This is a genomic window from Brevibacillus brevis (genome assembly GCF_031583145.1).
Taxonomy (GTDB): Bacteria; Bacillota; Bacilli; order Brevibacillales; family Brevibacillaceae; genus Brevibacillus; species Brevibacillus brevis_E.
This window is the reverse complement of the sequence record NZ_CP134050.1, coordinates 4077412-4101889: the sequence shown is the minus strand read 5'-3', so window position 1 is coordinate 4101889 and position 24478 is coordinate 4077412. Positions and strand designations below refer to the sequence as shown.

24 protein-coding genes and 1 pseudogene are annotated in these 24478 nt (G+C 47.6%); 20 read left to right on the top strand and 5 right to left on the bottom strand.

Features of this window, described 5'->3' with window-relative positions; genetic code table 11:
- The first annotated feature begins 64 nt into the window (after window positions 1-64).
- From radC to RGB73_RS20310, 12 genes are all read left to right on the top strand, one after another.
- Window positions 65-748, top strand: a complete 684-nt coding sequence (gene radC, locus RGB73_RS20365) for a RadC family protein (RefSeq protein WP_310764557.1) — start codon at window positions 65-67, stop codon at window positions 746-748.
- 108 nt (window positions 749-856) lie between these two features.
- On the top strand, window positions 857-1981 hold the full coding sequence (gene dnaN / locus RGB73_RS20360) for a DNA polymerase III subunit beta (RefSeq protein ID WP_238504245.1): 1125 nt from the start codon (window positions 857-859) through the stop codon (window positions 1979-1981).
- Window positions 1982-2040: 59 nt separating this feature from the next.
- Entirely contained in the window at window positions 2041-2391 is a 351-nt protein-coding gene (locus RGB73_RS20355; protein ID WP_148039111.1) for a hypothetical protein, read from the top strand.
- A gap of 14 nt (window positions 2392-2405) precedes the next feature.
- Window positions 2406-2927, top strand: coding sequence for a hypothetical protein (locus RGB73_RS20350; RefSeq protein WP_122905056.1), 522 nt, complete (start codon window positions 2406-2408; stop codon window positions 2925-2927).
- A 79-nt stretch (window positions 2928-3006) separates the two neighbouring features.
- On the top strand, window positions 3007-3663 hold the full coding sequence (locus tag RGB73_RS20345) for a prokaryotic E2 ligase family D protein (RefSeq protein ID WP_246005800.1): 657 nt from the start codon (window positions 3007-3009) through the stop codon (window positions 3661-3663).
- Window positions 3664-4219: 556 nt separating this feature from the next.
- Window positions 4220-5563 (top strand): group II intron reverse transcriptase/maturase, encoded by a 1344-nt coding sequence (gene ltrA / locus RGB73_RS20340; protein ID WP_310764556.1) that lies wholly within the window; start codon window positions 4220-4222, stop codon window positions 5561-5563.
- A gap of 121 nt (window positions 5564-5684) precedes the next feature.
- A complete protein-coding gene (locus tag RGB73_RS20335) occupies window positions 5685-6800 on the top strand; it encodes a Mov34/MPN/PAD-1 family protein (protein WP_310764555.1) in 1116 nt (371 codons plus the stop codon).
- A complete protein-coding gene (locus RGB73_RS20330; protein WP_310764554.1) occupies window positions 6787-7620 on the top strand; it encodes a ThiF family adenylyltransferase in 834 nt (277 codons plus the stop codon). Before RGB73_RS20335 ends, RGB73_RS20330 begins: the two co-directional genes overlap by 14 nt.
- 273 nt (window positions 7621-7893) lie before the next feature.
- Window positions 7894-8289: a Rok-like winged helix domain-containing protein gene (locus RGB73_RS20325; protein WP_310764553.1), complete on the top strand. Its 396-nt coding sequence runs from the start codon at window positions 7894-7896 to the stop codon at window positions 8287-8289.
- A gap of 457 nt (window positions 8290-8746) precedes the next feature.
- The gene (locus tag RGB73_RS20320; protein ID WP_238504249.1) at window positions 8747-8995 is read left to right on the top strand and encodes a LexA family transcriptional regulator; all 249 of its coding nucleotides are present in this window, start codon (window positions 8747-8749) and stop codon (window positions 8993-8995) included.
- 209 nt (window positions 8996-9204) lie between these two features.
- Entirely contained in the window at window positions 9205-9576 is a 372-nt protein-coding gene (locus RGB73_RS20315; RefSeq protein WP_122905062.1) for an ArsR/SmtB family transcription factor, read from the top strand.
- Entirely contained in the window at window positions 9566-11683 is a 2118-nt protein-coding gene (locus RGB73_RS20310) for a heavy metal translocating P-type ATPase (protein WP_122905063.1), read from the top strand. Before RGB73_RS20315 ends, RGB73_RS20310 begins: the two co-directional genes overlap by 11 nt.
- A 292-nt stretch (window positions 11684-11975) precedes the next feature.
- Here RGB73_RS20310 and RGB73_RS20305 read toward each other — a convergent pair whose 3' ends face one another.
- Genes RGB73_RS20305 through RGB73_RS20290 form a run of 4 tightly spaced genes read right to left on the bottom strand, consistent with a single transcriptional unit; the run spans window position 11976 to window position 14030 of the window.
- Complete coding sequence (locus RGB73_RS20305) at window positions 11976-12470, bottom strand: arsinothricin resistance N-acetyltransferase ArsN1 family A (protein ID WP_238504412.1); 495 nt, start codon at window positions 12468-12470, stop codon at window positions 11976-11978.
- A 26-nt stretch (window positions 12471-12496) separates the two neighbouring features.
- Window positions 12497-12643 (bottom strand): hypothetical protein, encoded by a 147-nt coding sequence (locus RGB73_RS20300; RefSeq protein WP_170163441.1) that lies wholly within the window; start codon window positions 12641-12643, stop codon window positions 12497-12499.
- Window positions 12644-12657: 14 nt separating this feature from the next.
- On the bottom strand, window positions 12658-13524 hold the full coding sequence (locus tag RGB73_RS20295; protein ID WP_310764552.1) for a permease: 867 nt from the start codon (window positions 13522-13524) through the stop codon (window positions 12658-12660).
- A gap of 56 nt (window positions 13525-13580) precedes the next feature.
- On the bottom strand, window positions 13581-14030 hold the full coding sequence (locus RGB73_RS20290) for a MarR family winged helix-turn-helix transcriptional regulator (RefSeq protein ID WP_143864386.1): 450 nt from the start codon (window positions 14028-14030) through the stop codon (window positions 13581-13583).
- 206 nt (window positions 14031-14236) lie between these two features.
- On the opposite strand from RGB73_RS20290, the gene RGB73_RS20285 reads away from it, so the two are divergent.
- The 7 genes from RGB73_RS20285 to RGB73_RS20255 all read left to right on the top strand — a co-directional run bounded on the left by RGB73_RS20285 (window position 14237) and on the right by RGB73_RS20255 (window position 21710).
- Window positions 14237-14560 (top strand): ArsR/SmtB family transcription factor, encoded by a 324-nt coding sequence (locus RGB73_RS20285; protein WP_212132944.1) that lies wholly within the window; start codon window positions 14237-14239, stop codon window positions 14558-14560.
- Window positions 14561-14581: 21 nt separating this feature from the next.
- Complete coding sequence (locus RGB73_RS20280; RefSeq protein ID WP_310764551.1) at window positions 14582-15880, top strand: arsenic transporter; 1299 nt, start codon at window positions 14582-14584, stop codon at window positions 15878-15880.
- A 34-nt stretch (window positions 15881-15914) separates the two neighbouring features.
- On the top strand, window positions 15915-16340 hold the full coding sequence (gene arsC, locus RGB73_RS20275) for an arsenate reductase (thioredoxin) (protein WP_122905067.1): 426 nt from the start codon (window positions 15915-15917) through the stop codon (window positions 16338-16340).
- Window positions 16341-16804: 464 nt separating this feature from the next.
- Window positions 16805-18049: an IS256 family transposase gene (locus RGB73_RS20270; RefSeq protein ID WP_310764550.1), complete on the top strand. Its 1245-nt coding sequence runs from the start codon at window positions 16805-16807 to the stop codon at window positions 18047-18049.
- Between the two features lie 80 nt (window positions 18050-18129).
- Window positions 18130-19635 (top strand): IS21 family transposase, encoded by a 1506-nt coding sequence (gene istA / locus RGB73_RS20265; protein ID WP_024985199.1) that lies wholly within the window; start codon window positions 18130-18132, stop codon window positions 19633-19635.
- On the top strand, window positions 19632-20360 hold the full coding sequence (gene istB, locus RGB73_RS20260; RefSeq protein ID WP_023555238.1) for an IS21-like element helper ATPase IstB: 729 nt from the start codon (window positions 19632-19634) through the stop codon (window positions 20358-20360). Before istA ends, istB begins: the two co-directional genes overlap by 4 nt.
- A gap of 117 nt (window positions 20361-20477) precedes the next feature.
- Window positions 20478-21710, top strand: a complete 1233-nt coding sequence (locus RGB73_RS20255; protein WP_310764549.1) for a cytochrome P450 — start codon at window positions 20478-20480, stop codon at window positions 21708-21710.
- 97 nt (window positions 21711-21807) lie between these two features.
- Here RGB73_RS20255 and abc-f read toward each other — a convergent pair.
- Window positions 21808-23106, bottom strand: a pseudogene (gene abc-f / locus RGB73_RS20250) (ribosomal protection-like ABC-F family protein); the annotation flags it as partial.
- A gap of 118 nt (window positions 23107-23224) precedes the next feature.
- Between abc-f and RGB73_RS20245 the strand changes: the two are divergent.
- Window positions 23225-24451 carry an IS256 family transposase gene (locus tag RGB73_RS20245; RefSeq protein ID WP_171506495.1) on the top strand — a complete coding sequence of 409 codons (1227 nt, stop codon included), beginning with the start codon at window positions 23225-23227 and terminating at the stop codon, window positions 24449-24451.
- Window positions 24452-24478: the final 27 nt, after the last annotated feature.

The window sequence follows — 24478 nt, the reverse complement described above, 5'->3', positions numbered from 1 at the left end:
CACCGAGGCGATAAAACGTGTGGCTCAAACTTTGGGCCACACGGCCCGGTTTGAGTAGGGAGGAATGGTGAAGCAAATCGAAATGTTTCAATACGATTTCATCGTAACTGAATTTGTCAAAAAAGCCAAAGAAAGCATCACGTTCTACGGGACGAAGGAAGCGAATTTGAACGATCTGTTGACGATCATTATTGGAAACGAAGCAGATGCTGCAAACATTCAAAAGTTAACTGGCATCGGGATTCAACAACTCGCTTCGATGTCTGCCCAAGAAATCATGGAACTTGCGTCTATCAGTGAAATGGCAGCACAGCGGATCGTCGCCTCCTTTGGATTGGCACACAAATATGTAACCAGCCCAAGAGAGAAAAGGATTTCCATTCGTCTCCCGCGTGATGTAGCGGAACTTATGATGCCTGAAATGAGGTACTTAACGCAGGAACATTTTATATGTCTGTTTCTGAATACAAAAAATCGTGTAATCGGTAAGCAGACGATCTTTATAGGAAGTTTGGATTCATCGGTTGTGCATCCCCGTGAGATTTTTAAAGAGGCGATCAAGAGGAGCGCGGCATCGATTATTTGTCTGCACAATCATCCGAGCGGAGATCCAACCCCAAGTAAGGAAGACATTTCGATCACGCAAATTTTGCGGCAAGCAGGAGAGGTGGTTGGTATTAGCCTGCTTGATCACGTCATTATCGGGGATGGAAAGTATATTAGTTTAAAAGAACAGAGGTACTTTTAGTACGGTAAGGTAACGTATTTGCCAAAATGATTCTACCTACCACCGGGGTAAGAAAACGTGTGGCTCGAACTATGGGGCCACTCGGCCCCGGTTCGAGTAGGAGGAAGCATGAAGAAGAAAATCGTGATCAAGGATTCAGACCGTTTAGTTGCTGATCTGTCGAAAGCGTACCGAGCAGTTGCAAAACAGACGACGATTCCGATTCTAACCGGTTTTCATCTCCATTTCACGGGAGAATCTTTGACCATTACCGGTTCGGATACGGATAACACCATCCGGATAACGGAGGAAAACAATTGCTCATCGTCTCAATCATGTGCGGTCGTCGTACCGGCAAGAATATTCCTGGACATTGTGCGTAAGCTGCCGGCGGGTGAGATCCAACTGAAAATGGGTGAGAATGAAATCTCCATTGCCGCGGGGAAATCGACTTTCGAGCTAAAGACGATGAAAGCTGATGAGTACCCATCCTTTTCGTTGGACGATACCGGCGTTTGTGTTGAGTTACAAGCAGCGGATTTGGCAAACGGGTTACGTTTGGAGTACGCCTGCTCGGTATTGTCAATGCGACCCACCCTGCAGGGCATCCATATCTTTAGCAAGGAAAAGGGAGTAACGTTTGTCGCAACGGATTCTCATAGGCTGAGCTCTTGGACAGTGCAACTGGATCAAGAACTGAAGTTACCGAAGATGATTTTGCCTGCGAGCGCTGCAGTAGAGATGATAAAGCTAATTGAAGATGCTGCCGATAAGGTCACCATCCACTGCACAGAAAACTCGATGCGATTGACGCACCAAAACGTGACATATATATCACGACTGATTTCTGGTACCTACCCGGAAACATCCAGGGTAGTCCCGACAAATTTTTCAACAACATTTGTGGCAAATCGGGATGAATTAGTCAAGGTAATGGAACGGGTGAGTATCGTCTCCAAAGAAGGAAAAGCCAATATGTGTCGCTTACAGGTGATACCATCCGCAATGCCTTCTCTTCTCATTTCGGCCAGTCAGGAGGGAATGGGAAAAGTGCAGGAGGAAGTGTTTATCTCGGATCTCGAAGGCGATATTTTGGAGATGAAGTTCAGCACGAAGTATCTTCTGGAAGCGTTACGCCATATGAAGGCCAAAGAAGTCATGTTTCAAGCATCAGGAGCAAATGCACCGATTATCATCCGGCCAACAGGTAATGAACCAGGGTTTGCCTTAATACTACCTGTGCGATCGGCATAATTTACAGAGCAGAAGGGGATTTCATTCCCCTTCTGTGTTTTTGAAAGGATGCATTAGCGATGAAGAAAAGGAGATTTTCAACCAATGAGTTCCTAAAACAACTTCAGGTTCGCAGCATCTCATCAAATAGTCCACGTAGGCAAACTCCAGGTATGTTTCGCATCGTCGAATACCTGTATGCCGGCGCCGATGCATCGGAAGTCGATTTCGACAGCTTTACATTGGACGAACTGGATTACGTGTACAATGAAGCCCATTCTCTTTATTCGATGGAAGACATCTATGATGAAGAAACTGAGCGGGCCAATTGGTACAACGTAATCTATGAGTATGTCAGGAGCACGCAGAACATTTACACACTGCTTCATTCTAGGAAGAAACAGTATGCAGAAGAAGACGATTTTATCTGAGGGAGAGCATTGATATGTTTAGTATCGAGGATTGCCAAGTCATTCAGTCGTCCTTGGATAATTTGCTTTCGTTAAAGCTCCTTCACGATGCTGGGTATCGGGTATCCGACATGGGGTGCTGGGTAACGGATTATGCGTTTGAAAACATGGGGGGAGATATCTTTATGAAGGCAACGGAGCGACTGTTTGGTGCTTGCGCTGAGGAAGAAGAGGAAGACGGGTCATATGACATCCGGAAGTTTGTCATCCTATGTCCAGACGTCGAAGAACTTCTTGGGGTGTTTACAAAAGAATGGGTCGAAAGACAGCTCCGATGGAATAAGAGAGTTGTCTGCGACTGGACGGGAGCTGAGATGATCATCGAACTGAAGAAAATGGGCTTTATCATCGAGATCCACGAAAGTCCGTCCTATTTCAATCAGTTCATTCAAGAGCTCATCCAGATCAGGAAGTTACTCGATAGGTTGTTGGTGTATGCCCAATACTTAAAAGGAAATAGAGGTGCGAGGTATGCTGCATTTTACTGTGAAGTTTAGTGATGATTTTACGCAGCACACACCATACTGTACTGTCCAGGTTACCTCATCGGAGGGCGTAAAGGTAGACGAATACGTGATGAGTTTTGATGATTTTGTCGAGTCCATCCGAAATTCTGAATCGGAGAATTTAAAGCCAATGAGAATCCTGGGGGTTCAGAAACGGAAACGACTACGAAAAATCATCGGAAGAAAACGGATGAAAAATCCGGCGATACGTATCGAGACTCCTACCTTGCCCGTCAACTGTGTCAAACACATTTGGATTAATCGAGCGCAGAAGATCCAGATGGTATTTATCGAGGTGCCTAAAGGAAAATGGGACATTGCCTATTACAACACCACTTTTGAACAGGTGGGATTCCCGCGGATGTTGTTTGGGTACCGAATCCGGGATGGTCGCATTCAACAGCTGCACATCTTGGCCGTCAAGGACAAGGGGAGGATTCGCGAGGACACCGAACTATACAAGTTTCCTTACGCGAATGTATCGAATGGTGTGGTTTGTATGGGGGGAAATACGTTGCCGGTTATCAAAGACTTGGCTCAACTTGCTACTATGCACCAGGTCTTTTTTGCGGCTCCCAGTTCTACCTGCTATTACAACACGAACCGGAACGAATCCGGGATCAGTGATTTGCGGGAGCTATACAATCGCATGCAAGGGCAGGATTTTCCAGAGGAATGGTTAACATCCAAGCAACGAACGTTTGGACAATACTGCCAAGAACTGTAGATCAAAGACTTTAGCGAAAGCTATAGTCTTTATTTTTTTTTGCGTGCCCAGCGAGCCGTTAATTGCTAGTTGGTGAAAGTCCAACCGAGGTAAGAGCCAAGTCGCCTCGTAGCTGACAGGCAACTGGTGGAGAGATCCTAAGGTTGAAGCCCTGTGACAAAGTAACCCGAAAGGGTGCAAGCAAATCAGCAGACCGTAACATAAAGTGAATCCTGCCGCCTCGTTAAGAAAGACCATTGTAAGATGGACAAGGAGGAGCCGAGCCTGGTGGAAATGGGCGAAGGCCATGGAAGGTGTGTAGAACTTGGATCGCAGCACTCAAGAACCTCTCGGGGTAAGGGGAACGGTATGCTGAGAAAGTAAGGAACGGAACTGGGGAGACCCTACTTTGCACACTCCGTGGGAGTGTAAAGCGGAAACCTATAACCGTAAGGGAAGTGGTGGACGGCAGAGAGGGAGTCGGAGGGGCTCATAGTACCAGAGAAGTGGAGACAACAAAACTCCATGGAGGAAAGGAGCCCTGCTTTGTTCATGGGTTGAAAGGAGGTAAGAGTGAGTGAATGCAAGTAAACTTGCTAACTACACCGATGTAAAAGCTCGACAACTTTGGACAACCCTATATCTTTGTGCCAAGGAACACCCAAAACGGCGATTTCATGCTCTGTATGACAAGGTGTATCGTCCTGACATCCTTGCCGAAGCATGGCGCAGAGTGCGTGCCAACAAAGGAAGCGGCGGAGTGGACGGACAGACAATCGGAAGAATTGTACATGAATACGGAGAGAGTAAATTCCTCAATGAAATCTACCTCGACCTAAAGAGAAAACGGTACCATCCAGCACCAGTTCGACGCACGTACATTCCGAAAGCGGATGGGAAGCAAAGACCGCTTGGCATCCCGACGATACGAGATCGAGTTGTCCAAATGGCAACCAAAATGGTCATTGAGCCAATTTTTGAGGCGGACTTTAAAGATTGTTCATATGGATTCCGACCGAAACGAAATGCCCACCAGGCGATTGCACAAATCAGAAAAGCGAGCAAACAGGCGTATTGGGTAGTTGATGTAGACATCAAGGGGTACTTTGACAACATCAACCAGGAGAAGTTGATGAAACTGGTTGAGCAAAGGATTTCTGACCGCAGAGTACTAAAACTGATTCGAAAATGGCTGCAAGCAGGTGTCATGGAAGGTGTACAGTTCCATGAAACGGATTGGGGAACTCCGCAAGGAGGAGTAATTTCGCCGCTACTTGCGAACATTTACCTCAACTACATGGATACAATCTGGGAGAAACAATTTTCTCATCTTGGCGAATTAGTTCGATACGCCGATGATTTCGTGGTCATGTGCAAGACGAAAAAGGATGCCTTGGAAAGCATCCAGGTTATAAGGGCCATTATGAGCAAACTTGACCTTACTCTTAGCAAGGAAAAGTCTCGATTGGTCAATATCTGGGACAATACCGCAGGCTTTGACTTCCTCGGTTTTCATCATCGAAAATTTCCCGTTCTCATTAAAGGTGGAAAAAGGATATATGCCATGTCACATATTCCAAGCAAGAAAGCAATGAAAGAAATGAGACGGAAAATTAAGATGTACACCGAACCGCGCAGCAAGTTGTACTGGTCGCTGCATGAGGTGGTACAAGGGCTTAATCGAAAGCTTAAGGGATTCAAGAACTACTATTCAATTTCAACTATGGCAGCAAGATGGTTAAACAGAATTGATTGGTATGTAATAGAAAGGCTGACGCTATTCGTTAACAAGAAAAGGAATGTGCGAAACAAGCATTCCAGGGTCGGGGAGGTAATGAAAGCCACACGGGGATCATTGGTGAAACTTGCCGGAGAGGACTACCGAATGCCAAAGAAAGAAGAGCATCGGAAAGCCGTATGAGGGAAAACCTCACGTACGGTTTGATGAGGGGGAGCTGAAATGAGTAAGGCGACCATATGGTCGCCCAAAAGTTTCAGTTCTCTACTCTACTGAAATGAATCCAAGAGGAGGCATGGAAAGCATGACTGACAAACTGTTTCAAGAAACTTTGTTCAGCTTTTTAGGAGAAGAGGAACCGGAGGCCATCCAGGACACAGGAAAAGGCAAAAAGACGACGGCATCCACGAAATCACGGGTAGCTTCCAAGGACCAAAAGAAAACGGCTGTATCTGTCACGAAAAGTGAACCGGAAACATGGGAACTAAACACCGAGACGATCATCCGGTATGGCGGGGAGAACATTCCTCTGACCGATTACTTTACACCGGAAGAAATCACGAATGGTCTTCCAGACAGTTCTCCAACTGATGAACAAACTACAGGAGACAACGCCGAAGTGAAATTGAGGAACATTACTGGTGAAGACGTGCGGAAGCGGTTGGAGAACGACTTTGGCGAACTAACTGAAGAGTTAACAACGATGACATTCATTAAGGAAAAGAATATGATTATCCCTGTTCTAACCGCACGAAAGAAAGGAAGCGGCATGCTCTTGGAACGCCGACATGGTATCTATCTGAAGCTGGAGGATGCTGTGGCAAACCGCCGGTCCAACATGTACGTTCCCGGAGCTGATGGTCATATGTACCATATCCGCGAAACAGAAGCGTTAACGATCTGCAAAAGGGCTCGGAAGGTTCCTAGTGTTCCGACGTTGGTAGAAGGTGTGCGTCTAAAATACCCCAGGATTCCCTGGGGGATTCTGACGCAGTTTTTGGTTGTCGCCCGCCACTTCGCCCGGACATATGGCGCTGAGGTTCATGGAGAGATTTACTGGGGAGAAGAAGGGTATCGACTGGTGATACCGGCACAGATTGTGAGCAGAGACATGTGTGAACCAACTGAGCAAGTAGCTTACGTGGAAAACGTCGTGAAAGTGATGGAAATCCACTCTCACCATACGATGGAAGCCTACTTTTCTTCCCAAGATGATCGATCTGAGCAGGCGCCGATCCTCTATGCGGTTGTGGGAAGGGTGCTGGATTTCTTCCCGCAAATTCTGGTGAGGACGTGTCTGGACGGGGAGTATCTGATCATCAATCCCCATATTGTCTTTGAATCACCGTTGGAGTCTCCGACGAACCTGGACTTTCCTCAAGTGTCCGTGAAAGGAGCGGGAGACGATGATACGGTTTAACGAACGGAAGAAGATCTTTTACTATATCGTTCAGATCGGCGCAGGCGCAAATGGCGGATATATTCTGCAGCAATGCGCTCAAATGATGAATATATTCAAGGTACAGGGGTTTTACCTGGTGGCCGATCCGGATACGGTAGAACAAAAGAATTTGGCCAATCAACTCTTTATACCAAAGGATGTCGGACAGAAGAAAGCTGCGGTACTGGCTAACCGCTACCGCAGCCATTATCAAGTGCCGATCGCTGCGTTTGATGAACGGTACATTGAGGATGAAAGAACGTTAGACCGATTGTTTCAGTTTACGGATTATCGAGGCTGTTACAGTTGGGACACGTTTTTTCTTCCGATTTTGATCGGCGCAGTGGATAACAACTACATACGCCAGGTCATGCACAGTTACTTTCTCAGTCAAGAAAAGCTGCTCTACATCGATGTGGGAGTGGAAGCTGCCTGGGTTCCTCGTGACCGCCGGCCACGAGAAGAGTGGACGGAGGAGGAGAAGCAGCGTCACGCGAATACTGGATGGACAGGACAAGTAGTAGCCGGATTGAGATTGAACGGAAAAACGTTTCTGGAACCGGTGGCCGGCCGCTTTCCGGACATATTGGAGGATGAGGACGAGATCGCTCCCTCTGAAATGGCCTGCTCACAGGTGATCGCGTCTGAGCCACAGAGGTTAATTACCAATCGGTTTGCTGCGCAGGCGGTGGCTGGTTATTTGAACGAACTGTTTGGGGAGCGAACCTTGTCTACACACGTAACGTTCTTCCACGCGAAAAAAATGTACATGCGTGGGGAAAGGATTCAAGAAGGTTGAGAGTGTCCAGGAAATGGGCACTCGATTTTTGTTTTTGCTGCGAAAACGTAGTACTATTCGGATACTGTTTCGGTTCACCTGACTGTTACACGTCAGTGTATGGATGGTTGTTGTGGTAAGAATCGCAGGAAAAAATATTGAAGATATCAAATTACTCAAAAAAAAACAATCAAAAAGGAGTCGAATATGTCTACAACATTTAACGAACGTCAGGCACTACATATGACATTGCAATCTCTGCTTGAGCAACGACTATCTCTAAGAAGAGAGTATATGGAACGAGACAAAGAACTGAGGGAGGAGATCAAGCAGATCTTACACCGAATCCGTGAGTTGGACGAGCGGTATGGTGTACCTTCTGGCACGGATGATCAGCAAGGAGAAACAACAAGTGGATCGGCGGTTCCCCATGAGATACAGGCACAGCGAGCGGGTAAAGCCCGAAAACCGTATCAGCATCATGATTATCCGGGAATAGCCAGGGAGGTAGAAACGATTTTGGAGGAAGCGGCAGCACCGCTGACACTGACAGAACTTTACGGGGAACTGCAAAAACGTCGGGCAGTCGAATGGGCGAATCCGTACATGATTCTCCAAAAGGCGCTGAAGCATTCAGAGAGAGTCAAGATCGAGAAGGAAGGCAGAAAACTGGTGTTTTCGATTCGGTAAATTCTCTGATATGAGGCCTTGCCAGGGCACCGGAAAGACTGCATGTAGTTCGTCGCCTGGATGACAGTTGCGGGCGGATCGCTGGTAACGGAAACGGGCGACGCAGGACCCGAGGAATGAAGAAGGGCGTCTGCTCTTTGATCGGTTGATAACGACAGCGCGTGGCAACCAATAAAAGGCGACCTCGGCCAGATCGAGACGGAGTGGTGTCCTTCTCGTTGCCGAAAGCGGCCCAGACTGGAAAGCAGACAGCTGCGCCGGATGAGTTCAATTCGATTGGGGAGAAAGAGGCACGCTGATGTTTCTTGACGGTGGACCTGGATGGTCTCCAAAACTGTTAGACCCCAGGGAAAATAACTTACCGATGCTCCACTAATGTGGAGATTTTTTATTTGCATGTTCGTCCTTGTTCGCATATAATACAAACAAATGTTCGTATCATTGGGAGTGAGCTTCCATGCTGTCTGACATCGAGCGAAAGGTTTTGCGCATTATCGCCAACTTTTCCGTTGGTCGTCGGCGCACGCCGACAGTGGATGAGCTGTGCGTAAAAACCGGGCGCAGTCGTAGCGGCGTGATGGAGGTACTGGCCGCGTTGGCTCGGGAAAAGAGTATCGAGTGGATGCGATCCAGCCCCGGACGACATCACATTGCTGGAGGCGTGGGAAAGAAGGGAGTCAATAAGCTGGAGAGTAAGATAGGATAGATAACATGTTTGCTGCAAGTCGATTTGTTCTGCCTATATCTTGATGAGATTGTACATAATTCACTTAAAAGTAATTAGATGCTGTTAGGTAAATCCTAACAACTTTTTAATTTATGCACACATACATTCAAAAGTTCATTTGAATGTATAAGGATAATGGTTTATGATAATAATGATCAAACGATGGTTTGATTGTCGGAGGTGATTTCATGAAAGAAAAAGATACATGTGAAATTTATTGTTATGACGAATCCAAGGTTCGTCGTGTCCAAGAGACTCTTGGTCAACAAGACATCCCAACTATGGCAAAGATGTTTAAGGTATTAGCGGATGAAACACGCATGAAGATAGCGTTCGCGTTATGCCAAGAAGATGAACTCTGCGTATGTGATGTAGCCAACATCATCGGGTCTTCGATGGCAACGGCTTCCCATCATTTGCGGATGTTAAAAGAATTGGGATTAGCAAAATATCGCAAGGAAGGGAAATTGGTTTTCTACTCGTTGGAAGATGAACATGTACGACAGCTTGTTCAAATTGCTTCGACACATAGTCAGGAGGTCGTGACCCATGGGAAGTAATGCAGAGCAAAAAAAGGTCTATCGGGTTCAAGGTTTTACCTGCACCAACTGTGCAGCCATCTTCGAGAAGAACGTCAAAAACCTGCCTGGCGTTCAAGAGGCACAAGTGAACTTTGGAGCTTCGAAGGTAACTGTTTTTGGAGAAGCAACTGTCGAGGAACTAGAAAAAGCAGGGGCATTTGAAAATCTGAAGATTATATCCGAAAGTGAACGGGTTGAAGAAAAGAAAGAACCGTTCTGGAAAGCGCACGGTAAAGTAGTGCTTTCAGCTGTCCTTCTACTCTTTGGATACCTGTTGGGTCAGCAATTCGGGGAAGAACATGTCCTTACTGCTGTAGTCTATGCTGCTTCCATTCTCATCGGCGGCTATGAGCTTTTCATTAAAGGGATTAAAAACTTGTTCCGTCTCCAGTTCGATATGAACACTCTCATGACCGTAGCCATATTAGGGGCGGCGGCGATTGGTGAATGGGGTGAAGGAGCAACAGTAGTCATCCTCTTTGCGATCAGTGAAGTATTGGAGCGTTACTCCATGGAAAAAGCTCGACAATCCATTCGTTCGTTGATGGACATCGCTCCGAAAGAAGCGTTAATCCGTCGTGGTAGCGAAGAGCTAATGGTTCATGTGGACGACATCCAAGTGGGCGACATTATGATCGTCAAACCAGGGCAGAAACTTGCCATGGATGGGGTTGTAATCAAAGGAACATCCACCATCAATCAAGCTGCTATTACAGGGGAATCTGTACCTGTCACAAAAACCGTTGGTGATGAAGTGTTCGCAGGTACGCTAAACGAAGAGGGGCTTCTTGAAGTCAAAGTAACAAAACGGGTTGAGGATACGACGATCTCCAAGATTATTCATTTGGTGGAAGAAGCGCAAGCGGAACGCGCTCCGTCTCAAGCATTCGTTGACCGATTTGCAAAGTATTACACGCCAGCGATTATGATCTTAGCACTGGGCATTGCTGTTGTTCCTCCGCTTCTACTTGGAGGCGGTTGGGGTGAGTGGATCTACCGAGGATTGGCGTTACTAGTGGTAGGATGTCCGTGCGCGCTGGTGATCTCCACACCTGTATCGATTGTCACTGCCATTGGGAATGCCGCAAAGAACGGTGTCTTGATTAAGGGTGGCATTCATTTGGAGGAAGCAGGACGATTGTCTGCAATCGCTTTTGATAAAACAGGAACTTTGACGAAAGGGGTACCAGTGGTTACGGACTTTATCACCTATGGTGGTCAAGAGAAAAATGAATTGTTGGCTATTGCAGCCGTCATCGAAAAAGGGTCCCAACATCCACTGGCTTCAGCAATTATCCGCAAAGCTGAAAACGAAAACGTCGATTTGTCATCCGAAGTAGAAGAGTTCCGATCCATTACTGGTAAAGGGGTAAAGGCAAAAGTAAAAGGGGAACTGTACTACATCGGCAGTCCGAATTTGTTTTCCGAGTTGAATACGTCGAACCTAACCGAAAAAATAAAAGCCGAAATCGAAGGTTTGCAAAAACAAGGAAAAACGGTTATGGTACTCGGAACGGAAAATGAGATACTTGCCCTAATTGCCGTTGCCGACGAAGTCCGGGAAAGCAGTAAAAACGTAATTCAAAAACTTCGAGAGTTGGGTATAACGAAAACCGTTATGCTTACAGGGGATAACCGTGCAACCGGGGAGGCAATTGGAAAACGGATTGGAATTCATGAGGTAAAGGCGGAACTGATGCCTGAGCATAAGCTGGAGGCCATTAAACAGCTGAAAGCACATGGGAAAGTAGCAATGGTGGGCGATGGTGTCAACGACGCGCCGGCACTTGCCACTGCTGATGTAGGGATCGCCATGGGTGGTGCCGGAACCGATACGGCTCTAGAAACAGCCGATATCGCACTAATGGCCGACGACTTGACCAAACTGCCGTTTACAATTAATTTGAGTCGAAAAACACTCAGTATCATCAAACAAAACATTGCTTTCTCGCTTTTAATTAAGCTGGTAGCACTACTGTTAATTGTTCCAGGATGGCTCACACTGTGGCTTGCCATCTTTGCCGACATGGGAGCGACTCTTATCGTTACGTTGAACGGATTACGCTTACTAAGGGTAAAAGAATAACTGTGTAAAGTGACTAAGAGGTTACGTCGGGACAATGAGTTTGATCCGAAGGGTAACCTCTTTTTGTTTGGAACGATGGTTGCAGAAAAGATGGGGTTGAAGAAAAGTAAAAGGGAATGGTAAAAAGCGCCCTTATTTCAAGGCGATTCAGCGTGTAGACCTTGATATCCGGACTTGCATGTTATTATTGGGGGGATGTTTTTGATACGAAACTTCTAACTGGAAAATTTCTATCCATTTGATTAGTAAAAAAAGAAGGCTCCTCAACATGAAGAGCCGATAGCATTAGGAGCTATAAGATTTTTTCCATCGCCATCACGTCAACGAACTGGCCGTCCAGAATGCCCTGCTTTTCAAACACGCCGACTTCCCGGAAGCCCCTCTTTCGATATAGTCCCTGCCCGAGGCCATTGAAGGGGAATGTAAAGAGAACGATTTTATAGAATCCGTTGTTTTTCGCCTCTGTTTCTAATGCTTCGAGTAAATGGTTACCCACCCCACGGCCTCGTACACGGCGATCTACATAGACGGAAAGGTCAGCTACGCCGTTATAGGCACAACGATGAGAATAACGGTTCAAGGAGGCCCATCCTACAACTGATCCCTCCACTTCAGCAACAAGTACGGTATATCGACCTTGATGTTCTTGAAACCAGTTGTCCATATAAGTTAAGTCTTTTGTATCCAACTCCAACGTGGCAATCCGGTCCTCAATTCCCTGGTTATAGATGTGAAGGATGGACCCCAGATCGTGATGCTGAGCTTTCCGAATCGTAACCTGTTTCATGGCCTTTCCCCCAAAATCCTGTTTCTTTATTTTTGATCACAGCAGTTCTCTTTGTCGTTCTTCACTTCTTCAATATTTACATTACAGCACGATTCTTTGTCGCTTTTCACTTCTTCAATCTTCACATCGCAGCAAGATCCTTGCTTACCAAAGATTTTTTTCAACAAACCCATAGATATCACCTCCTTTAAATGAAGTAAAACAGGAAGCCGGATAGGGTAGCCATCATCATAACAGAAGCCACGAAAGCAGCAACCAATCGCTTCTGAAAGATGGTATTCAACAGTGTTACTTCAGGCAAACTGGCTCCGGCAGAACTGATCATCAAGGCCATGACCGGTGCAATTGCCATGCCTTTGGCAATCAGGATCTGGGACATGGGAATCATCATCGACAGACGAACGTATAACGGAATTCCAATGGCTGCAGCCACAGGAACCAACCACCACTGGTTACCGCCAAACATAGAGGAGATCCATTCAGTTGGAACCACGCCATGAATGACCGATCCAATAGCGGCGCCAATGATCAGATAGGGGTAGACGGTTTTCATTAGCCCTACCGTCTCCGACCAAGCTGCTTTCCAACTGAATGTGTTCGTTTTTTCTTCAAAACCGGTCATAACCACTTGCTTCACAGCCTTTTCGAATCCAAGCTTTTCAAGGGTAAAACCGATCATGACCGACAATACAGAGGTAATCACGGTATAGGCTACAGCTACTTTGACACCTAGCATGGCGCCCATCAGCGTGATAATGGTCGGGTCAAGGACAGGGGAGGAGAACAAGAACACCATCACGATGCCAAAACGAACTTTCTTGTTCAACAAGTTCACGACAACGGGAATGGTGGAGCAAGAGCAAAACGGTGTGACAAAAGCAAAAAGCAGAGCTGCCAGCGCTCCCAAGACAGTGTTTTTGCCTGATAGGTACTGATTCAATTTGTCATAAGGAATAAATCCTTGAATTAGATTAATCAGGAGCGAAATAACCACAAATAAAAGGGTTAACTCAATGGCAATAGAGAAGAAACTTTGCAACACATCCCAAAACATGAACATCACCCTTGTCTTTTTTATTTGTAAAATGCAAGTATTAAGCTGAAAAGAAACTACCCCAAGGGAGTAGTACAACACTTGTCGGTTTTGGCCATCGCCTCATTCAACAGCTTAATGGAACGGATGACAGTCTCTTTTTCAAACTCGTTCATATGCGAAAAGATTTCATCCAAGTAAGCGTTCATCTGCCGGTCGATTGTCGCGGCCACTTCTTTTCCCTCTGGTGTAAGGGAAAGGATATGTACCCGTCTATCTTCCGGATCGGGTGTTTTTTTCACCAGATTCATTTTCATCAACGTTTGGATCTGCCGGCTAAACGTTGTAATGTCTGTCCCCAACGCTTCTGATACTTGTTGCATGGATGGTTTGTGCTGCCGTTCGATTTCATATAAAATGTGGCTTTGAATCAAGGAAATCTCCCGGCCGCCTGAGATGCAGCAGTATTTATTGAGAAATCCGAAACGGCGGGTCATGATTTGGAATAGTTCTCGAAGGTTTTCCATGGAAAATCACCTCTGCTACAGTTATATACGTTTTGTTTGCAAAATGCAACTAAAAAATTATCACGAAAAAAATTTGATCGATATCACATAATAAAGTGAACTTGGAATCAAAAATGCCCAAATGTGGGGGAAAGCCATTTTTTATATTGAAATAACCATATGGTTATAATAATATGATGTCGAGAGAGGAGGGTGTGGAATTGGACATGGACACAAAGCAATTAGTCAATGCATTGAAAGCATTAGCTGACCCGACAAGGCTAAAAATCATCGCCTTGTTAAATACCCGCAGCTGTTGTGTCTGCGAACTGGTCCCCATCTTTGGGATTTCCCAACCGGCTGTGTCTAAACACATGAGCCGTCTAAAAAGTGCAGACCTGGTGATTGAAACAAGAAAGGGGCAATGGGTCTTTTATTCTATCAACCAAGAACGGTATGAACAAGTATGTCATGCATTGGGCAACCTGCCCGATTACTCCCATGAATTTGAGAAACTGGGAGAGCAGGGTCTCCTGGTGACCTGCGAATAGAAAAAAGATGGGAGAGAGATCATGTTTGCCATCTGGAGTGCCTTTCTGATCTTCGCCGTGACGTTGACCTTCGTCATTTGGCAACCGAAGGGACTGAACATTGGTTGGTCCGCAACGGGCGGAGCGATCTTGGCTTTGTTGTTTGGCGTGGTAAGTATTACAGATGTTGTTACGGTAACCGGCATTGTATGGAACGCGACGCTTGCCTTTGTGGCTATTATCTTGATTTCGTTGATTTTAGACGACATCGGCTTTTTTGAGTGGTCAGCCTTGCATATGGCGCGGTTAGCAAAAGGAAACGGCCGACTGATGTTCGTGTATGTGGTTCTCTTGGGAGCCGCCGTTGCAGCCTTTTTCGCCAATGATGGAGCAGCGCTGATTCTTACGCCGATTGTTCTTGCGCAAGTGAGGGCATTGAAGTTTCCAGACAAGATGATTCTTCCCTTTATCATGGCCAGTGGGTTTATTGCGGATACCACTTCGTTACCGCTTATCGTCAGCAATCTGGTCAACATCGTTTCTGCCGATTACTTTGACATTGGATTCGTTGAATATGCGTCACGCATGATTGTTCCTAACTTCTTCTCACTGGGAGCCAGTTTACTTGTCCTGTACTTGTACTTCCGAAAAGATATTCCCAAGCAGTACGATCTATCCCAACTGAAACAACCCCATGAAGCGTTAAAAGACGTTCGCCTGTTCCGGTTGTCCTGGGTCATTCTGGCTATCCTACTTGCAGGCTACCTGATGAACGAAATCGTCGCCATTCCGGTTTCGGTTACAGCAGGAGTGGCAGCCATCATCTTTATGTTGGCTGCACAAAGGAGTAAGGCCATTGAGACAAGACGTATCGTTAAAGAAGCGCCTTGGGCGATTGTTGTTTTTTCTATCGGGATGTACGTTGTCGTGTATGGCTTGCGTAATGTCGGTCTAACCGACATGTTGGGGCAGTTGATCCAAACGTTTGCCAATCAGGGACTGTTTGCCGCAACGGTCGGCATGGGTTTCTTGTCCGCAGTCCTGTCTTCCATCATGAACAACATGCCGACCGTCATGATTGACGCACTGGCCATTCAGGGGACACAGACGTCCGGCGTCATCCGGGAAGCATTGGTGTACGCCAACGTTATCGGCAGCGACTTGGGTCCGAAAATTACCCCCATCGGCTCGCTGGCGACACTGCTCTGGCTACATGTCTTATCCCGTAAAGATGTAACCATTACCTGGGGACAATACTTCAAAACCGGTATCGTTCTGACGATCCCGACGCTGTTTATCACGCTGGTGGGACTCTATATGTGGTTGCAAATTGTTGCCTAATAACCGACATCGATAACATCGTAAAAGGAGATACATGGAAAAAAAACCACTCGTCTACTTTTTGTGCACGGGAAACTCTTGCCGCAGCCAGATTGCAGAAGGCTTCCTGAAAGCATTAGGCAGTGACCGTTACGAAGTAAAAAGTGCCGGTCTTGAAGCACATGGGCTGAATCCCCGCGCCGTACAGGTGATGAAAGAAGCCGGTGTAGACATCAGCAGTCAAACATCCGATGTGATTGATCCAGAAACCCTCGCTCGTGCTGATTATGTGATTACGCTTTGCGGTCATGCCGATGAGCATTGCCCGATGATCCCCAACAAGAACGCAGTAAAATGGCACTGGGGTTTTGATGATCCCGCGAAAGCTACGGGAACCGAGGATGAAATCATGGCAAAATTCCGTACCGTTCGTGATTCCATTAAAGCCCGAATCGAACAGTTCCTTGCTGAAGGCAAATAAAGAGGAACAACATTAGAAGCATCATTACAGTTTTAACGTATCTTCTTCAGTGAGGAACTGACAAAGGTAAAAGAGAACTACGCCAAATTTGAACTGGACTTGCCAGCCCTGCATTTTTCCCTGAATGTACGTCCTTTTTGAGAAAAAAGGTGTACTAAACCACTTGGGCTTCCAAGTAGAAAACACGGAAGATGTGGTTGCAATGAGGCAAAAGGCTCCGTCAGATGAGGGGTATTTTACTAAACACCTCAGGAGGAATAATCATGCAAAAAGTCGTTGTCCTTGGAACTGGTCCTGCAGGACTCACTGCTGCTATTTATCTTGCTCGTGCAAACATGAATCCGAGTTGAGTCCGTATAATTGTGTAAAAACGGAATCTCTTTTAAAAAATTAAGAGAGCCATTTCAAAAACCCTCGGTTAGAATGAAGTTTGCGGACACCATTCCTGGAGAGGAGTTTTTGTTATGGCTCAATATCAGATTACTGTAGATTCGCAGCTTTTGCAGCAACTTTTTCTCGGAAATTCGAAGGATTCGGGGGTGGCCAAACTGTTGGAATCGGTATTGAATCAGGTGTTGCAGGCCCAGGCTACGGAACAACTGTCTGCGGAACCGTACGAACGTACAGATGAACGCCAAGGTTATCGAAACGGTACATATCCCCATCAACTGACAACGCGGGTGGGAACGATCACCCTTCGGGTGCCACGGATTCGAAATGGAAAGTTCTCGACAGAAATGTTTGCTCGCTATCAGCGAAGTGAACAAGCCTTGGTTTTAGCCCTCATGGAAATGGTGGTGAATGGGGTATCAACTCGAAAAGTTTCGCAAATCACGGAGGAACTGTGTGGAACCGAGTTCTCTAAGTCAACTGTTTCCGATCTGTGTAAACGCCTGGATCCGATTGTAACGGCTTGGAACAACCGAAATTTACGAGAGAGCTTCTATCCATTTCTCATTGTAGATGCCCTCGTTTTAAAGGTTCGTGAAGAGGGGCGTGTACGCTCTCGTGGCGTAATGTTGGCCTACGGGGTCAACACGGAAGGCTACCGAGAAGTCCTAGGACTGATGCTTGGAGATAGTGAATCAGAGGCCAGTTGGAGTGAGTTTTTTAGCTGGCTGAAAGATCGAGGCTTGCGAGGCGTAGAACTCATTGTGTCCGATCAACATGGCGGGCTCGTACGAGCCATTCGAACCCATTTTCAAGGGGTGACGTGGCAACGGTGTCAGACTCATTTTATGCGAAATATCCTCGATGCCACGCCCAAGCAACTGCAGGAGGAATTGTATCCCCGTGTTCGTGCGATTTTGGATGCTCCTGATCTAGAGACGGCACGGTTATTGTTGCAACAAACGGTGGAAACGTACGAGTCCAAAGCTACAAAGGCGACTTCCGTTTTGGAGAATGGTTTTGATGATGCCACAGCCGTTCTTCTGCTCCCCGAAAAGTACCGTAAACGTCTTCGGACAACAAATGGCATGGAGCGACTCAACGAAGAAATTCGCCGACGAGAACGTGTCATTCGCATTTTTCCTAACCGTGAATCGGTTATTCGCCTGATCGGAGCTTTGCTTATAGAGATAGACGAAAAATGGGCAAGCAAAAAGTATCTCGATATGGCAGAGTATTTGGAATGGCGAGATGTTTATGGCAGGATAAAAGTGCAGAGAATTGCGGCGGAAAACTGCAGAGTTCCACCGCAATTCTGAGGCCATGAAAAAGGCACTTGCCAACATCCCCCTACAAAATCTACCCTTGGATTTGGCGAAAATCTGAGGGAGTGAGAGGAATGTTGAAAGTGCCACAACAACAGTATATCCGATTTTTGCGAGAAGTCGAAGGGTGTTCGATTCAGGAAATTGCGGAACGTGTCCAGGTGAATTGGCGAACCGCCAAGAAATATGCGGATCGCGACGATTGGAATGAACCGGTATGCAAGCGAAAAGGCCGCCATCCGGTGTTGGGACCGTACTTAGAGATTATTGACACATGGCTGGAGGATGATGAGCGTCTTCCACGCAAGCAACGCCATACAGCCGTCCGCATGTTTCAGCGGTTACGGGATGAGTACGGCTTCCCTGGCGGGCAGCGAACGGTATCCGAATATGTCTCCAAACGGAAGAAAGCCATGGCAGCCGAACGAGCCGAACATTTTGAGCGTTTGGAGCATCCAGGTGGAGAAGCTCAGGCTGACTTCGGGACGGTGTACGTGGTCAAGTCGGGAGAACTGGTGGAGCGGAAAGTATTGACCCTGTCGTTTCCGTACAGCAATGCCGCCTTTGTGTTCCCGGTTCCGAAAGAAAACACGGAATGCTTTCTGGAGGCCTTAGGGCGGCTATTTCAGCAAATGGGAGGGGTTCCTCGCAAGATTTGGTTTGACAACTTGTCCGCTGCTGTTGTGTCCATCCAGCAAGGCGGAAAACGAGAGTGTACGGAAGCGTTTCGGCGTTTCTGCGCCCATTACCGCTTTGAGCCCCTGTTTTGCAATCCATACAGCGGCCATGAGAAAGGCCATGTGGAAAACAAAGTGGGGTATGGACGCCGGAACTGGTGTGTTCCGCCACCGGTTATCGATACGCCGGAACAACTGGAGACGTATTTGGCGGAAGCTGCCCGTGCGGATATGCAGCGCCCTCACTATGTGAAAAAGCAAACCATTGCCGAGTTGTGGGAGCAAGAAAAATGCAAGCTGCTGACGCTGCCGACGACACCGCTGGAGATTTTCCGGCTGGAGACGTGCCACCTGAACAAATACGCTGAGCTGTCGTTTGACGCGGCTCTCTTCCCGTTGCCGCAGTGTCGGGCCATGCAGCCGGTTTTGGTGAAAGTCAAGTGGGATGTGCTGGAGGTGTTAACGGCAGACGGGACATATACCCCGATTGTGACATTGCCTCGTCCCTATACGGAGAAAGTCATTTCAGTAGATTGGAAGGCGGTATTGAAGAGATATGAAAAACGCCCGCGGGCGGTGATGTATTCTTCCTTTACCAACATGATGCCTCAGGCGCTCCAAACGTTTTTGACGGTGGAAGACATGAATGCACGAAAAGCACGAATTCGCCTGCTCCATCGATTGCTCGACACCTATACGTTGGAGGAAATCGGGCAAGTACTGGGAGAATTGTCGCATCAGCAAGAGCATCTGGCTGTTGCCTTGGAGCATGCCCTTTACGCGATAAAACACCCTGTTTTCCGCCCGGAACCGTTTTCAGAGTCGCATACACCCCCTGCCCTTCACGGGCAGATACCCATGCTGGATGAGTACGACCGGATCCTGGGGGTGAGGGTGGAATGAGAGAAGAGCTGGCAAAGGTGTGCAAAACTTTGCATTTGGCGCATGTGATGGAAACCTATGAACAGGTGCCGTTTGAAGATCGGGAGAGCTTCTTGCTGGGAGTCTTGCGGATGGAGATTCAACGGCGGGAGGAGACAAAGCTGAAGCGACTGATAAAGAAAGCCGCGTTTCCCCAACTGAAGACACTGGAAGATTACGCTTTTGAGGCAGTCACCTTACCGGAAACATGTACAAAGGAGGGATTGATCGACCTACGTTTTTTGGAGCGCAAGGAAAATGTGCTGATGCTGGGAAAAGTGGGCACGGGGAAGACCCATCTGGCAACAGCGCTTGGCGTAGAGGCGTGCCGAAGGGGATATGCCGTTCGATTCTTCCGTGTTCCCGATCTGGTTGCGCTCTTGCAGGAAAAACACGCGAATGGGGCACTGATGCGGTTTCAAAAAGAACTGGCAGACTGTGAGTTGTTGATTTTGGACGAGGTTGGGTTTGTTCCCTTTCACCAAACGGGGGCTGAGCTGTTGTTTCATGTTATCTCGGCCTGCTATGAGAGAAACAGTGTGATTGTGACGTCGAATTTGGAGTTTGGGCAGTGGAATACGGTGTTTGGAGATACGCGATTGACGGCAGCCCTTGTGGATCGCCTCGTCCACCACGCCCATATTCTGGCGTTTACCGGAGAAAGCTACCGACTGCGCCATGCTCTATCCAGCATGAAGTCTTCCTAAATTCTTTTGTATTGATGTTGGCAGTGTTCTGCATAAATTGGCCGCCAAACTCTGCATTTTTGAGTTGCAAAATACACATACTACTGGCTGTACATGATTACAAGGGAGTGTAAGGCAATGAAACAACAAATTGTTCCCCTTTCCGAGATTACAGGCTTTACAACCAAATCCGAGGAATTCAGTCCATATGCCTGGTATCAAAAAATGCTGGCGGAAAACCCGATTTATTACCATCCGGGCACGGACACCTGGAATGTCTTCAAATACGAAGATGTCAAACGGGTGCTCACTGACTACCATTTGTTTTCAAATCGACGTACACGGACGCTGATTAACGTGGGAGTCGGAACCGAGGAGGCGAACATACCCAACCGCATCAATATTATCAACACCGATCCGCCCGAACACCGAAAGGCACGTTCGCTGTTATCGGCTGCTTTTACCCCAAGAAGCCTCAAGGCCTGGGAGCCGCGTATTCAACAAGTCGTACATGATTTGATCCGCGACATGGGAGACAAGTCGGAGCTTGATATTGTCAAGGAATTTACCACTCCCCTGCCGATCATCATCATGGCTGACCTGCTTGGCGTTCCGCATCGAGACAAGCTGCTGTTCAAGGAATGGGTCGATATTTTGTTCCTTCCGTTCCATGCGGAAAATGCCGAGGAGGTCAACAAACGGAAAGGAGAAGCGGCGCTAGCGTATTTTCAATACTTATATCCTTTCGTGGTCGCCAAACGATCCCAGCCTGCAGACGACATCATTTCAGACCTGATCCAGGCTGAATATGAGGGCGAGCGGTTTACGGATGAGGAAATCGTGAGCATGACCATGTTTATTCTGGGGGCGGGGATTGAGACAACCAGTCATTTCTTGGCCAGCTCTTTCTATTCCTTTTTATATGACGACCCCGCCCTTTACGCGGAAGTACGAAACAACATCGACCTTGTCCCCAATCTCGTGGAGGAGATGCTTCGTTACCGTTTCCACATCAGCAAAATGGACCGTATGGTGACGGAAGACAACGACGTGCTCGGAGTCGAGCTAAAAAAAGGCGATCTGGTCATCGCGTGGATGAGCGCGGCAAACATGGACAAAGATGTTTTCGAAGACCCTTTCACGCTCAATATCCACCGGGAAAACAGCAACCGCCATCAAACGTTTGGCAACGGACCGCATTTTTGCTTGGGAGCACCTCTGGCACGGCTGGAATCCACGATTGCGATCAAAACGTTTGTCGAGACATTTTCCCGGATTGAACCGGTTCCTGGCTTCGATCTGGAGGCAAATTTGCAGCCATCTGCTCCCGGTCAGTCTCTCTCCAGCTTGCCGATGAAGGTATGGCGCTAAAAGTGACGTTGCGAAGACGCGAAAAGGAGGGGACTGGCCCCCTCCTTTTTCAGCATGTACCTGTACCCACAGGCTTCGATTTCGCGATGTCAACGTTTTAGAGCTCCACGGTCTTTGTCGCGATATTTTTGCAAAATTCGCTGTCATGCTCCACAAACAATATCGTTGGTTGGTACTCCAACAGCAGCTCTTCCAATTGCATGCGGGAGATGACATCGATAAAATTAAGCGGCTCATCCCAGACATGCAAATGAACTTTCTCGCAAAGGCTTTTTGCAATCAGCACCTTTTTCTTTTGGCCGCCGCTAAAAGCGGACATATCCTTTTCGAATTGAACACGGGAGAAATCAAGTTTTCGCAAAATCGATTTAAACAGACTTTCATCAATCCCGTTGTTTCTCGCGTAGTCCGTCAGGTTTCCTTGCAAATGCGAGGTATCCTGGGATACATACGATATTTTCAGCTGACTTCCCCTTCTGAACGTCCCTGTATGCTGTATTTCCTCCCCGCAGATCAGCTTGAGCAAGCTCGATTTTCCCGAGCCGTTTTTCCCTGAAACGGCAATCCGCTCCCCTTGTTCAATCGTAAAACTGATATCTTGGCATGCGATCTTCTCGCCGTAATAAATCGAAACACGGTCAAGCTCGACCAGTTGCTTTTTATGATACGGGAGCTGCGCAATCTTGAGGCTCTCGTGGCTTTCCAAATTTTTGAGCAGCTTGGCCTTTTCCTCGATCGCGGATTGCTGTCTATGCTCCATGGATTTCGAGCGTTTCATCATTTTGGCCGCCTTGTGGCCGATATATCCTTTGTCTACCTTGGAACCGGAATTCCGCGTTCCGTTTTTTGTTTTTTCCACTTCATGCGACCAGTTGCTGGTTCGCTTGGCGGCTTCTGACAAGCGTTTGATGTCTTTTTTCAACTTGTCGTTCTCGGCCAGTTCAAACTGATCTTGTCGTTGCTTGTTTTCCCACCAAGCAGAGAAATTGCCTTTTTGGATTTCGATGTTGGTCTTGTTGATGGAAAGGATGTGGTCGACGCAGTTGTCCAGAAATGCTCTGTCGTGCGACACGAGAATAAATCCGCTTTTGGTCCTGAGGTAATTACTGACGAGCTTTCTGGCATTCATGTCCAGGTGGTTGGTTGGTTCGTCAATGAGCAGGAAATGATTTTCCTTCAGAAACAGCGCTGCCAACAACACCTTGGTCTGCTCGCCGTTGGACAATGTGGCAAAGGGACGATACAGCACATCCTCGGAGACCTGTAGCAAGGATAGTTCACGCATCAATTCCCATTGAACATGGTCGGGAATCATCTCGTTGATGACGTGGATGGTATTGTTTTCCTTGTTTGCGACAGGGAAAGGAAAGTATTCAAACTGGACATGGGCAGAAATGAGTTGAGTCCGTATAATTGTGTAAAAATGGAGTCTCTTAAAAATAAGAGAGCCATTTCAAAAACCCTCGGTTAGAATGAAGTTTGCAGACACCATTCTTAAGAGAGGAGTTTTTGTTATGGCTCAATACCAGATTAGCGTAGATTCCAAGCTTTTGCATCAGCTTTTTTTAGGGAATTCTCAGGATGCGGGAGTGGCCAAACTGCTGGAATCCGTATTGAACCAAGTGCTGGAAGCCCAGGCTACAGAACAACTGAGGGCGGAACCCTACGAACGGACGGAAAATCGCCAAGGTTATCGGAACGGCTCATATCCCCACCAGTTGACGACTCGCGTAGGAACGATTACGCTTCGAGTCCCCCGGATTCGCGGTGGGAAGTTCTCGACAGAGTTGTTTGCCCGTTACCAACGCAGCGAACAGGCTTTGGTGCTCGCCTTGATGGAGATGGTGGTCAACGGAGTGTCGACCCGTAAGGTGGCCCAGATCACCGAGGAGTTGTGTGGCACGGAGTTTTCGAAATCCACGGTGTCAGAACTGTGCAAACAGCTCGATCCTGTCGTAACGGCATGGAACAACCGTCCGCTTCATGACACTTCGTTTCCCTTTGTCATCGTTGATGCCTTGGTACTCAAGGTGCGCGAAGACGGTCGGGTGCGGTCACGAGGTGCTCTCATTGGCATGGGTGTCAACACCGATGGCTACCGGGAGGTATTGGGTGTGATGCTTGGTGACAGTGAGTCAGAAGCCAGTTGGAGTGAGTTTTTTGGCTGGCTAAAAAGCCGCGGGTTGCGAGGCGTTGATCTCGTGGTGTCCGATGACCATGGTGGATTGGTTCGAGCCATTCGCAAGCAATTCCAAGGAGTCACCTGGCAGCGGTGCCAAACGCACTTCCTGCGCAATATTCTGGACGCCACGCCGAAAGCACTGCAAGACGAGGTGTATAGTCGGGTTCGGGCCATGTTGGATGCCCCGGATATGGATACAGCACGGTTGCTCCTAAACCAGACGATTGAAATGTACGAAACGAAAGCACCAAAAGCGATGGCCGTTCTGGAGGCGGGCTTCGAAGATGCTACGGCTGTATTGCTGCTGCCCCAACCATATCGGAAACGGCTTCGCACGACAAACGGCCTGGAGCGTCTGAACGAGGAAATCCGCCGCCGTGAACGGGTGATTCGGATTTTTCCGAACCGTGAATCGGCTCTGCGGCTGATCGGTGCTTTGCTCATGGAAATCGATGAGAAGTGGGCAAGCGGGAGAAGGTATCTGGATATGGCCGAGTATCTGGAGTGGCGTGAATCACAGGCCGCTAACATGAGTGCCAAAGTGACGCGCATCGGTTGACCGACGCCTGTCGTAGCCTGTCAAGGC